This is a genomic window from Streptomyces sp. NPDC046197 (genome assembly GCF_040646295.1).
Taxonomy (GTDB): Bacteria; Actinomycetota; Actinomycetes; order Streptomycetales; family Streptomycetaceae; genus Streptomyces.
The window spans coordinates 320,548-331,752 of sequence record NZ_JBEYZY010000007.1; the positions used below are offsets into that span (position 1 = coordinate 320,548).

Annotated in this window: 8 protein-coding genes; 3 read left to right on the forward strand and 5 right to left on the reverse strand. The window is 71.2% G+C overall.

Features of this window, described 5'->3' with window-relative positions; genetic code table 11:
- The first annotated feature begins 74 nt into the window (after positions 1 to 74).
- A complete protein-coding gene (locus AB0A61_RS13285) occupies positions 75 to 1,103 on the forward strand; it encodes a glycosyltransferase family 2 protein (protein ID WP_361290736.1) in 1,029 nt (342 codons plus the stop codon).
- A gap of 55 nt (positions 1,104 to 1,158) precedes the next feature.
- Here AB0A61_RS13285 and AB0A61_RS13290 read toward each other — a convergent pair whose 3' ends face one another.
- The 4 genes from AB0A61_RS13290 to AB0A61_RS13305 all read right to left on the reverse strand — a co-directional run bounded on the left by AB0A61_RS13290 (position 1,159) and on the right by AB0A61_RS13305 (position 7,164).
- Positions 1,159 to 2,841 carry an LCP family protein gene (locus AB0A61_RS13290; RefSeq protein ID WP_361290739.1) on the reverse strand — a complete coding sequence of 561 codons (1,683 nt, stop codon included), beginning with the start codon at positions 2,839 to 2,841 and terminating at the stop codon, positions 1,159 to 1,161.
- A 76-nt stretch (positions 2,842 to 2,917) separates the two neighbouring features.
- The gene (locus AB0A61_RS13295; RefSeq protein WP_361290742.1) at positions 2,918 to 4,687 is read right to left on the reverse strand and encodes an LCP family protein; all 1,770 of its coding nucleotides are present in this window, start codon (positions 4,685 to 4,687) and stop codon (positions 2,918 to 2,920) included.
- A gap of 230 nt (positions 4,688 to 4,917) precedes the next feature.
- Positions 4,918 to 6,132 carry an LCP family protein gene (locus AB0A61_RS13300; RefSeq protein WP_361290839.1) on the reverse strand — a complete coding sequence of 405 codons (1,215 nt, stop codon included), beginning with the start codon at positions 6,130 to 6,132 and terminating at the stop codon, positions 4,918 to 4,920.
- A 276-nt stretch (positions 6,133 to 6,408) separates the two neighbouring features.
- A complete protein-coding gene (locus tag AB0A61_RS13305) occupies positions 6,409 to 7,164 on the reverse strand; it encodes a TIGR03089 family protein (protein WP_361290745.1) in 756 nt (251 codons plus the stop codon).
- Positions 7,165 to 7,388: 224 nt separating this feature from the next.
- Here AB0A61_RS13305 and AB0A61_RS13310 point away from each other — a divergent pair, with 224 nt between their 5' ends.
- Together AB0A61_RS13310 and AB0A61_RS13315 are read left to right on the forward strand one after the other, a co-directional pair.
- Entirely contained in the window at positions 7,389 to 8,819 is a 1,431-nt protein-coding gene (locus tag AB0A61_RS13310; protein WP_361290842.1) for an N-acetylmuramoyl-L-alanine amidase, read from the forward strand.
- A 104-nt stretch (positions 8,820 to 8,923) separates the two neighbouring features.
- Positions 8,924 to 10,006 (forward strand): NDP-sugar synthase, encoded by a 1,083-nt coding sequence (locus AB0A61_RS13315; RefSeq protein ID WP_361290747.1) that lies wholly within the window; start codon positions 8,924 to 8,926, stop codon positions 10,004 to 10,006.
- An 85-nt stretch (positions 10,007 to 10,091) separates the two neighbouring features.
- Here AB0A61_RS13315 and AB0A61_RS13320 read toward each other — a convergent pair whose 3' ends face one another.
- Positions 10,092 to 11,093 carry a DNA-3-methyladenine glycosylase 2 family protein gene (locus tag AB0A61_RS13320; protein ID WP_361290750.1) on the reverse strand — a complete coding sequence of 334 codons (1,002 nt, stop codon included), beginning with the start codon at positions 11,091 to 11,093 and terminating at the stop codon, positions 10,092 to 10,094.
- Positions 11,094 to 11,205 lie beyond the last annotated feature (112 nt).

An 11,205-nucleotide genomic window follows, 5' to 3' on the forward strand; every position in this document is an offset into this window, starting at 1 on the left:
ACGATCTGCTGCCCGGTGCAGCGGCCCCGGTGGCGCGCACCGGTGTCCCCCGTTCGCGGTAACGTGACCCTCCTATGAACGCCAAGCCCGACGTGCGGCTCCCCGCCGTTTCTGTGATCATGCCCGTTCTCAACGAGGAGCGGCATCTGCGCGGAGCCGTCGAAGCGATCCTCGCGCAGGAGTACGACGGCGAGATGGAGGTGGTGATCGCTCTCGGTCCGTCCGCGGACCGCACGGACGAGATCGCCGCCGAGCTCGTACGGGAGGACCCGCGCGTGCACACGGTCCCGAACCCGACCGGCCGCACCCCGGCCGCGCTCAACGCCGCGATCAAGGCCTCCCGCCATCCCGTCGTCGTCCGCGTCGACGGCCACGGGATGCTCTCCCCGAACTACATCGCCACCGCCGTACGGCTCCTGGAGGAGACCGGCGCGCAGAACGTCGGCGGCATCATGCACGCCGAGGGCGAGAACGACTGGGAGCACGCCGTCGCCGCCGCCATGACCTCGAAGATCGGCGTCGGCAACGCGGCCTTCCACACCGGCGGCGAGGCCGGTCCCGCGGAGACGGTCTACCTCGGAGTCTTCCGGCGCGAGGCGCTGGAGCAACAGGGCGGGTACAACGAGGAGTTCATCCGCGCCCAGGACTGGGAGCTCAACTTCCGCATCCGGGAGGCGGGCGGCCTGATCTGGTTCTCGCCCGAGCTCAAGGTGTCGTACCGGCCCCGCCCGAACGTGCGGGCCCTCGCCAAGCAGTACAAGGACTACGGTCGCTGGCGGCACGTCGTCGCCCGCTACCACGAGGGCTCCATCAACCTGCGCTACCTCGCCCCGCCGACCGCGCTGTGCGCCATCGTGGCCGGAACCGTGGCCGGCGCGGCCCTGACCCCGTGGGGCTTCGTGGTCCCCGGCGGCTATCTGGCCGCGATCGTCGCCGGGTCGGTGCCGGCGGGCCGGGGGCTGCCGCCGAGGGCCCGGCTGCGGATCCCCGTCGCCCTGGCCGCCATGCACATGTCCTGGGGCTGGGGCTTCCTCACCAGCCCCCGCTCCCTGGCGAAGAAGGTCATCGCCTCGCGGCGGCCCGCCGTCATGGCGGCCAACTGAACAAGACGCCCCTACGGAGCGGGGCCCCTCTCGTCGGGAGGGGCCCCGCACCCGTCTACCAGCGGTAGGGCGCGTACACGTCCATGCACTGGTTGGTGTCCGAGCCGTTGATCGCGTCGGAGTTGCTGGGGATGTCCCCGGCCTTCGGCGCGGACTGCTTCGGGTAGGACGTGCCCGTACGCCAGTCGGCCCCCACGAGGACCGTGACCCCGGACACGTCGGTCGACCTCTTCACCGAACTCGACGGAATGCCCAGCGCCTTGGCGACACCCAGGGCGTCGCCCTCCAGGTCGGCGCTCGGGTAGCGGACGACCGTCTGGGTCGCGGACTGTGCCGCGGAGGTGTCGGCCGCCGCCCTGCTGAAGCCTTTCTGCACCAGCGCCTGACTGATCGTGCTCGCCCGGCCGTGGACCGCGGCCTCGGTGGAGCTCCTGGTGGCGTTCTGTACCACCACGCCCAGCCGGTCGGCCGCGACCGAGGGCGCCGTGGTCGCCGCGCCCTTGTCCGCCGCCTGCTTCGCGTCCGTCTCCGACGCCGTGCCCTTCTTGTCGAAGGACACGTCGTCGCGGATCATCTGCCAGACCTTGTCGGCGTTGGCGCCGTCCGGCAGGACGTGGTCCCGGTTGTTCGGGTCCTCGACGTTGGGCATCGTCGTCATGGTGATGCGGTCCGTCGGTACCGTCTTGAGCTGCATCGCCAGGTCGTAGAGCTTCTTGACCGAGCCGATCTCCTCGGAGACCTGGAGCGACTTCGTGGCCGCGTCCGCCAGGTCCATCAGCCGACCGGTGTCGGTGAAGACGTTCTGGCTCTTCAGGGTGCGGATCATCGCGTTCATGTACATGTGCTGAGCCCGGGCCCGCAGCAGGTCACTGCCCCACGCGTGCCGGGTGCGCAGCCACTGCAGTGCCTGCACGCCCTGGACCTTGTGCGTGCCGGCCGTCATCTTCATCCCGGAGCCGCCGGGCACCCCCGGCAGCGGACGGTCCCAGACGTTCTGCCTCACGCAGACGTCGACGCCGCCGATGGCGTCCGCCATTTTCACCACGCCGGCGAAGTCGATGGTCATCCAGTGGTCGATGTAGACGTTGGTGAGGTTTTCCCAGGTGGCCAGCGTGCAGCCGGCGCCGCCGCGGGCCAGCGACTCGTTGATGATCGTGTTGACGGGCGGGTAGACCCTCCCCGTCTTGGGGTCGGTGCACTTGGGGATGTCGACCCGGGTGTCGCGCGGAATGCTCACCACTGCGGCGCTCTTGCGGTCCGCGGCCAGGTGGATGAGCATCTCGACGTCGCCCAGCGGCGGGTTGCCGCGGTTGTCCCGGCTGCCGCCCAGCGCCACGTCCGCGTCGGAGTTACGGCTGTCGGACCCGATGAGCAGGATGTTCAGGGGTGTCTGGCCGGCCGCGTTGGGCTGCGACTTCTCCGCCTTGGAGTCGCCGCTGCTGCGCTCGCCCTTGCGGATGTTGCCGTTGAGGTGCTCGTAGTACAGGTATCCGGCGGCGGCCGTCCCGAGTATCAGCACCGCCAGGGTCGTCGCGGACCAGCGCAGCACCCGGTGCTTGCGCCCGCCCCGGCGTCCCCGGCCGTTCTGCCGCCCGCCGCCCGTGCCGTCGTGTCTGCCGGGGCCGTCACCCTCCACGGACGCCTCGTCGTCCTGTGGGCCGCCGTGCGACCAGTCCAGATCCCGAGCGTGCCGGACATCCGGGCGCGTCCCCTCCCCGCGCACACTGCTCTGCGTCATTTCCCCTGCCTCCCCACCCTTGCGCCGTCGAAGGGCCTGTTGTGCGTCCTGTTAGACGCACAACAGGCCCTTCAGGTCACTTGGCGCACTGAACCTTGTCCGCCGTGGACTTCTGGACACCCTCCGGCGCCTTCGTCGGCGGGGTGAGTGAGACGCCCGCCCCCTTGAAGTCCTTGCCCAGGGTCAGCGTCATCGTCGGCAGGCCCTGGGAGTTGGTCACGCTCTTGCCCGGCTTCAGCGCGGATCCGGACAGTCCCATGATCGCGGCGAGTTTACGGGCCTGGGCAGCCTGGTCGGGCGCGTACTCCAGCGTGGTACTGCCGAGCTCCTGCGGCGCGTTGCCCGCGTTCTCGGACTTGGTCACGCCCTGATCGTTCTGCAGCCAGGCGAGCGTCTCCTGTGCGGCCCCGCCGGGCGCCCCGCCGTTCATGATCCGTACCCGGACCTCCGAGGCGGCCGACTGGGCCCCCTTGAGCCGGGCGGCCTCGGCGGCCTTCTCCTTCTGCTGCTGCTGCTTGACCGCGGTGAAGGAGATGTCGTTCTGGATCATCTCGAAGACCTGAGGGGCCGTCGACGGGTTCAGGACGACCGTGGCGTGGATCTTCTCCGCCGGGTTGTCGACCACCGGCACCGTGGCGAACGTCAGGTTCTTGGGGTTGAGCTTGCCGAGCTCGAGGCCGAGGTCCTTCAGCTTGCCGATGCTGTCGATCTTCGAGTCGACGGTCAGCGCCTTGGTGGCCGCGTCGGCCACGTCCAGCATCTTCCCGGGGTCGGTGAGTGTGGAGTTGGACTTCAGCTTCCGCATCAGCGAGCTCAGGAACTGCTGCTGGAGCTGGATGCGGCTCAGGTCGCCGCCGAGGCCGACGGCGTGCCGGGTGCGTACGAAGGCGAGAGCGGTCTCGCCCTCGATGTGCCGCATGCCGGCCTTCAGGTTGAGGTGCGAGTCCTTGTCGTGGATGTCCTTGCCCAGGCACACGTCCACACCGCCGACCGCGGACGTCAGCGTCTTGACCGCGTTGAAGTCGGCCACCATGAAGTCGTCCGGGGTGATGCCGGTCAACTGCGTGACCGTGCGCATGGTGCAGCTCGGCGTGCGGCCGTCCTGACCGAGGCTCGTGTTGAAGCGGACGTTGCGCGTGCCGGGGATGACCTTGGTGCTGCCGTCGGGCTGCTTCGTCGGGCAGTCCGGGATGTTCACGATCAGGTCGCGCGGGATGCTCAGCGCGGTCGCGTTGGAGCGGTCCTTGGAGACGTGCAGCAGGATGTTGGTGTCGGCGTGTCCGACGCTGCCCCTGTCGCCGTACCCCTCGTTGCCCTTGCCGGTGCGTTTGTCGGTGCCGATCAGCAGGATGTTGATCGCCTTGTCCTTCTGGAAGCCACCGGTGCTCGCGCCGTCGTCGGAGACGGAGGTGATGTTGTCGTTGAGGTGCTTGATGTAGAGGTACCCGGCGGTCGTCGCCGCGAGCAGGATGAAGGCCATGGAGCCGCCGGTCCACAGCAGCACCTTCTTGGCCTTCGACTTCTTCTTCACCGGCCGGCGCCCGCGCCGCCCGGGCAGCGGCTCCTCCGGCACGGAACGCCTGCGGCGCGGGCCGGGCACCTCCCGGCTCGGGGTGTCGGGGGTCTGCCGGTCCGGTGCCGCCGACCGGTTGCGCGTCGCGCCGTCGGCGCCGCGGGACGCGGCCTGGCCACTCGTGCCGCGGGAGGCGGCTCTGCGCGGACCCGGAACCGCCGACTGCGGGGCGGAAGGGCTCAGTCGCAGTTCGTATTCGCCGGTGTTCGGATTGAGCACCCACTGATCTGCGGGGTCAATGTTGTCCGCCCGCCCACGGCCTTGCGCGTCCACGGTTGTACCGAACCCTCCGTCGGGGCCACGCGGCGCCTTCCCCCCTCAGGCGCGCTCAGGTCTGGTTCACACAGTGCTCGACCCGAGGAAGAACCTCGTGGCAGGAGCACCGGATCGCTCACACTATCCGCCCAGTTCACGGTCGAGCGACGCCGGTGACAAATTCCACGTCCCTACAACTGGGCAATCCGCCCATTTCCTTGGACAAAAGTTCGCCTTTGGCCGCGGCTTTACCCGCAGGAGTCCTCGGCGGCGGTGTTGCCGCGGAACGTCGGCGTGGGAGAAGGTGTGTGAGCCGGGCCCCGGTTCCGTTTCCCGTGACCGGGCGCGCCCGCGATTCCGTACCCGGTGTAGCCGTACGACTGCGGAAACGAACCGCTCTCCGGAGTCGATTCCCTATCCGCCGAAGCCGAATTGCGGCTTTTTGCGTCGGAATCCCCGGGAACTTCCCTGGCGACCTCGACCGGCAGGTCGGCCCGCAGCCGCGCGAACAGCTTTTCGGCCTCCGGCTCCACGAGTTGATCGCGATTGCTGTTGTAGACGTACGACTCCCGCGGAACCGTCAGGAACTGCACCCGTTTCATCGGGATCTCGCGCAGGCCGCGCACGAGGTCGTACAGGCCGCGCAGGCTCGCCAGGCCCGGGTCGGTGGTCAGGGACGAGGTGGCCGCGTCCAGGACCGGATACAGCTTCACCGGGTTCAGCAGGACGTCGTTGCTCTGCACCTTGTTCACGAGGGCGCCCAGGAATCGCTGCTGGCGCTCCATCCGGTCGGTGTCGCTGCCGTCGCCGAGGGACTTGCGGGCGCGGACGTAGCCGAGGGCCTGCTCGCCGTCGAGCGTCACCCGGCCCGCGGGCAGCCTGATCCGGGCGGCCTCGTCGTCGATCGGCTCCTTCAGGCAGACCTGGACGCCGTCGACCGCGTCGACCATCTTCTTGAACCCGCGGAAGTCGACGACCACGTGATGGTCGACGCGGATGTCCGTCAGCTTCTCCACCGTGCGGATCGTGCAGGCCGAACCGCCCGCCTCGAAGGCGTAGTTGAACATCGCGAAGGTCGGCTCGGTGCGGCTGCCGTCCGGGCGGCGGCAGCTCGGTACGTCCACCATCAGGTCGCGGGGCAGGGACACGGCGGTGGCGCTGTGCCGGTCGGCGGCCAGGTGCAGCAGGATCGTGGTGTCGGACCGCTCGGTCCCCGAGTCCTTGCCGTACTGGGCGTTGCCGTCCCCGGCGCGCGTGTCCGAGCCGATCAGCAGGATGTTCTGCGCGTCCTTCACCAGGGCGCTCGGCCGCTCCTTCTCGTACCGCCGGAGCTCGGCCGCGGCCTCGTCGTCGGACGTGATGTTGGAGCTGAGCTTGGCATAGAGCCCCCACCCCACCCCGACGGCCCCCACGACGAGCACTCCGGCGCCGAGGGCGACACCCCGCACCCACCGCCGCCGTATGAGCCCGGTGTCCGGGGCGGGCACCCCGGGGCCGGGCCCCGGAGACCCGGCACGGTCCTCCGGCGGTCCACCTGGTGTACCTGCCCTGCGGGTCACCTCTGAGACCACCCCTCATGCCGTACGAACGTGCCGTGCTGTTCCTACGACCATGACCCGGAGCGGGTGCCCGGGGCGGCCGGTGCTGGGCCGAATGGGGGACCCCGCCCGGTGGGTGGCGGGGGCCGTCCGGGGTGCCGGGAGCTGTCCGGGGGGAGCCGTCCGGGTCCCCCGCGTTCGTCACCTCGCCGTGGCGGTGACCCGCTCGCTCTCGATCCGCTTGGCCAGCGCATCCTCGTCCAGCCGGTCGAGGTTGCGGCACAGGACCACCGACCCGCCCGCGGCCAGTGGGGCGTAGAGCCCCGCGCTGAGCCCCTCCCAGGTGTCGTACGGCAGTGCCGACAGCAGCCGCGAACCGGGCCCCGTCAGATCCAGCGCGGGCGCGTCCGCCCGTGCCCGCTCCACGACCTCCGCCGCCGTGTACTCGGCCCCGGCCACGATCAGCGCCGGCTCCTCCGGGTCCACCGGAGCGAAGGGCGCGAACCGGTCTCCCTGCGCCGGGACCTCGACGGCGTAGTCGAGGAAGCCCTGCGGCGGCTGCGGGAACCGCCCGCCCAGCGGCCGCAGCGCGAGCGCGACCCGCTCGCCGGCACAGGCCCGCGCCGCATCCAGTGCGTCCGGACCGCTGACCACGACGTCCGCCGCCGCCGGGTCCCCGCCGATGTCCGCGACCGCACCCACCGACGCACACGCCAGCAGCCACACGGCCGTCTGCCAGTGCGCGGGCAGCAGCAGCGCGACCCGGTCACCCGGTCCGGCGGCGAGGTCGCCCTGGAGGAGGTTCGCGGTCTTGGCCACCCAATTGGCGAAGGTGGCCACGGACAATTCGACGCGTTCCCCCGTGGCGTCGTCGTAGAAGGTCACCAGGGGGCGTCCGGGGTCCGCGGCGAGCGCGGAACGCAGCAGGTCGGCGGGGGTGCGTTCGGTGGCGTTCACCCGGGCAAGCGTACGCGCCGCCGCGCCCGGACACCGCGCGGCGGGCCCGTCGCCCGGACACCGGTTCGGCGCAAGCACAGCCGACGGACCGTCAGTTCCCCGGTAGACAGATATGTCTGACTATGTCCAGGATCAGGGGCATGCGTGGACACAGATTCCCTGCCTTCCCTGCCTTCCCTGTCTTCCTTGCCCTCCCTGCTTTCCCTGCCTTCCTTGCTTCCTCGATCGGCGTCACCTGCGCGGCCGCGCTCACCCTCCCCGCGGCCGCGGCGACGACGAGACCGGCGCCGACCGCCAAGGCGGCCGCCGTGACTGCCGGGCGGAGGCCGGCCCGGACCGCCGAACCGGCCGTCACCGGCAGCACCCAGTCCCTGCCCCTCGCCCCCCTCACCCGCGACCGCGCCCTCGGCGCCGCCCCCGAACAGGGCCTGTACCGCACGGACGTACGGCACTTCTCACTGGTCGGCGTCGTCTGGGACAACCCGGACACCGAGCTGCACGGAACCGTCCAGGTCCGCACCCGCTCCGCCGCCTCCGGCACCTGGTCCGGATGGCAGGACGTGGAGACGCACAACGCCGACCACGGCGCCGACCCCGGCACCGCCGAGCGCACCTCCGGCCAGGTGCGCGGCGCCACGGCACCGCTGTGGGTGGGGGACTGCGACGGCGTCGACGTGCGGGTGCGCGCGGACACCGGGAGCGGGGACCGGGGGAGTGCGGACGACCCGCCCGTTCCGCTGCCCTCCGGCATGCGCATCGAACTCGTCGACCCCGGCGACGAGCCCCCGCCGCAGGGCCCCCCGGCCAACGCCCCGGCCAGGGACGAACTGGGCGAGGAGGCGTCCGCCGCGTCCACCGCGGACGAAGCGAGCGAGGAAGCCAACGCCACGGGCGAACCGGGCGAGGAGGCGACCGCCGCGTCCGCCGTCAACACGGGCCTCGCCCCGCTCGGCGCCACCGAGATCCCGGCGCTCGACCGCGAGGCGACCGTGCGCGAACTGCTCGACCTGCGCGGCCCGGAACTGACGGAGCAGCAGCGGGCCCAGCCCTACATCGGACCACGGCCGCGCATCATCACGCGCCGCGGCTGGGGCGCGGACGAGTCGCTGCGCGCCAGGGGATTCGTCTACACGAAGAAGGTCAAGGCGGCGTTCGTCCACCACACCGAGACAGGCAACAACTACAGCTGCTCACAGGCCCCGTCGGTCATCCGCAGTATCTACCGCTATCACGTGAAGAGCATGGGCTGGCGCGACATCGGCTACAACTTCCTCGTCGACAAGTGCGGGAACATCTACGAGGGCCGGGCCGGCGGTGTGGCGAATGCGGTCCTGGGCGCCCATACTCTCGGGTTCAACAGCGACAGCATGGGGATCGCCGTGCTCGGCACGTACAGCAAGTCCCAGCCCGCCTCGGCCGCGGTGACGGCCGTCGCCCAACTCGCCGCCTGGAAGCTCGGTCTCTACGGGATGAATCCGCGCGGGAAGACATATCTGACGTCGGGCGGTGGGAATCTCTACGCAAAAGGTAAGAAGGTTCGCCTGAACGTCATCTCCGGCCACCGGGACGGCTTCAACACCGACTGCCCCGGCAGCTTGCTCTACGGCAAGCTCGGCACGACCCGCTCGGCCGCGGCGCGCTACCAGGGCCGCTGAGGACGGGACACCCCACGGCTGTCGAAGGCGTCTTACCAAGGTCTGCATACACTGGCCCGCCGAACCACAGATCGGCCGGTCCCGGCAGGAAGCGGAGACGACAGGTGACAGAAGCGATCCTCCTGGTCGGCGGCAAGGGCACCCGGCTGCGCCCGCTCACGGTGCACACTCCGAAGCCCATGGTCCACGCGGCCGGCGTGCCCTTCCTCACCCACCAGCTGGCGCGGGCCAGAGCGGCGGGCGTCGAGCACATCGTGCTCGCGACCAGCTATCTGGCCGAGGTCTTCGAACCGTACTTCGGCGACGGATCCTCGCTCGGCCTCCACATCGAGTACGTGACCGAGGAGGAGCCCCTGGGCACGGGCGGCGCGATCCGCAACGTGGCCTCGCGTCTGCACTCCGGTCCGGACGACCCGGTCCTCATCTTCAACGGGGACATCCTGACCGGCCTGGACATCAGGGCGCTGGTGCGCACCCACGAGACGACCGGTGCGGACGTGTCGCTGCACCTGACGAAGGTGACCGACCCGAGGGCCTACGGTCTGGTCCCCACGGACGACACGGGCCGGGTCCTGACCTTCCTGGAGAAGCCGCAGACCCCGGAGGAGATCGTCACCGACCAGATCAACGCGGGAGCGTACGTCTTCCGCCGTTCGGTCATCGACACGATCCCCCAGGGCCGCCCGGTCTCGGTGGAGCGCGAGACCTTCCCGGACCTGCTGGCCGCCGGCGCCCATCTGCAGGGCATGGTGGACTCGACCTACTGGCTGGACCTGGGCACTCCGGCCGCGTTCGTGCGGGGTTCGGCGGACCTGGTGCTCGGCCGCGCTCCCTCCCCGGCCGTACCCGGCCGCTGCGGCGACCGTCTGATCCTGCCGACGGCCGTCGTCGCGGCCGACGCGAAGCTCACCGGTGGCACGGTGGTGGGCGAGGGCGCGTTCGTGGCCGAGGGGGCACGGGTCTGCGGCAGCACGATCCTGCCCGGCGCCGTCATCGAGCCGGGCGCCGTCATCACCGACTCCCTCATCGGCATCCGGGCCCGCGTCGGCCGGCGCTCCGTACTCACCGGCACGGTGATCGGCGACGGCGCGGTGGTCGGCGCCGACAACGAACTCCGGGACGGCGTACGGGTCTGGTGCGACGCACAGATCCCGGCGGGGGCGGTGCGGTTCTCTTCCGACCAGTAGGGGTGCGGACGCGGGCGGGCAGGAGCGCCGTCCCCGGGGCTACGCCTCCGGACCCCTGTATGGCTCGCGGTCGGGGCCGGTCGCCTCACAACCGTCCGATGTCCCCCTTCGGCATCCGCGGCGCCCGCCGCGGCGGCACGCGCCCACTCAGCAGAATCAACCGCGCCGCCCGGTGCCGCTGCCCCGCGTACGGCTCCAGCAGCCGCAGCATCACCGCGTCGTCCGCATGCCGGTCCCCGGCCAGCGCCCACCCCACGATCCCCGGCAGATGCAGGTCCCCGACCGTCACCGCGTCCGGTGCCCCGTGACTGCGCTGCACGGTCTCCGCCGACGTCCACGGCCCGATCCCGGACACCAGCTCCAGCCGCTGCTGCGCCGCCGCCGGAGGCATCCGCACCGCCTCCTCCAGCCGCGCGGCGACCCGCACGGCCCGCAGGATCGTCGACGCCCGCTTGTTGTCGACGTTGGCCCGGTGCCACTCCCAGGAGGGAATCAGCGCCCAGGTGCGCGGCGCCGGCATCACGTACATCCGCCCGGGCACGGGTCCCGGCGCCGGCTCTCCGTACTTCCGTACCAGCACCCGCCACGCCGCATAAGCCTCGGCAGTGGTGACCTTCTGTTCCAGGACCGACGGGATCAACGACTCCAGCACCAGCCCGGTCCGGGTCAGCCGCAGCCCCGGCCGCAGGTGCCGGGTCAGCGCCAGCAGCCGGTGCCGGGGCGCGAACGCGGACGGTTCGTCGGCGGCGCCGAGCAACTCCGGCAACTGCTCCAGCAGCCACTCGGCTCCCGGGCCCCACGCCTCCCCGCGCACCTCGCCGCCCCGCGCCGACACCCGCAGGGTGCCCGGCCCGAGCGGCGTCCGGCAGGCCCGCCACACCGACCCGTCCGGCGTCGCCCGGAAGGTCGGATCACCGGGACCGCGCCTGAGCGGGCCCAGAACCAGCCCCAGATCAAGCGGCCCGTCCGGCACCCAGGTCCGCACCCGCCCCGGCACGGCGGCCTGCCGAGGCACACCCGCGGGCACGGCGACATGCCCACCGCGCACGGTCGTGCGCGTGGGCCGCGGAACGAAGCGTCCTGCCACGGATGAGTCCCCGAAGTCGCCGAAGTCGCCGAAATTGTCGAAGGTGCCGAAGGTGTCGAAGGTGCCGGAAGTGCTCTATGAGCCTAGGGCCCGACGGAGCAGGAGTGAACGG

Coding starts and splice junctions, on each gene's coding strand:
- AB0A61_RS13285 (WP_361290736.1), top strand. CDS start 75: ATGAACGCCAAGCCCGACGTGCGGCTCCCCGCCGTTTCTGTGATCATG.
- AB0A61_RS13290 (WP_361290739.1), bottom strand. CDS start 2,841: ATGACGCAGAGCAGTGTGCGCGGGGAGGGGACGCGCCCGGATGTCCGG.